The 297-nt window shown below is 68.0% G+C and carries 1 protein-coding gene; it reads left to right on the top strand.

Annotation, left to right across the window (positions count from 1 at the left end; all coding sequences use genetic code 11):
• Window positions 1-297 (top strand): M20/M25/M40 family metallo-hydrolase (locus AABA86_RS34530; RefSeq protein WP_338309936.1); only part of this gene is annotated, 297 nt, incomplete at both ends.

Raw genomic sequence — 297 nt, 5'->3', positions numbered from 1 at the left:
CTGCGCGAGTTCGGCTGCGATGAGGTCGTCACCGGGCTCGGCCAGACCGGCGTGGTCGGCGTGATCAAGGGCAGCAAGCCGGCTGGCGAGGGACTCAAGGTGATCGGCCTGCGCGCCGACATGGATGCGCTGCCCGTCGAGGAGCAGACCAACCTGCCATACGCCTCCAAGACTCCGGGCAAGATGCACGCCTGCGGCCATGACGGACACACCGCGATGCTGCTCGGGGCCGCCCGCTACCTCGCCGAAACCCGTAATTTCGCCGGCGATGCGATCGTGATCTTCCAGCCCGCCGAG

It is taken from the genome of Bradyrhizobium sp. TM233 (assembly GCF_036247965.1).
GTDB classification, from domain to species: Bacteria; Pseudomonadota; Alphaproteobacteria; order Rhizobiales; family Xanthobacteraceae; genus Bradyrhizobium; species Bradyrhizobium ottawaense.
The sequence above is the reverse complement of the archived record's forward strand: the minus strand, read 5'-3'. Positions and strand labels throughout refer to the sequence as shown.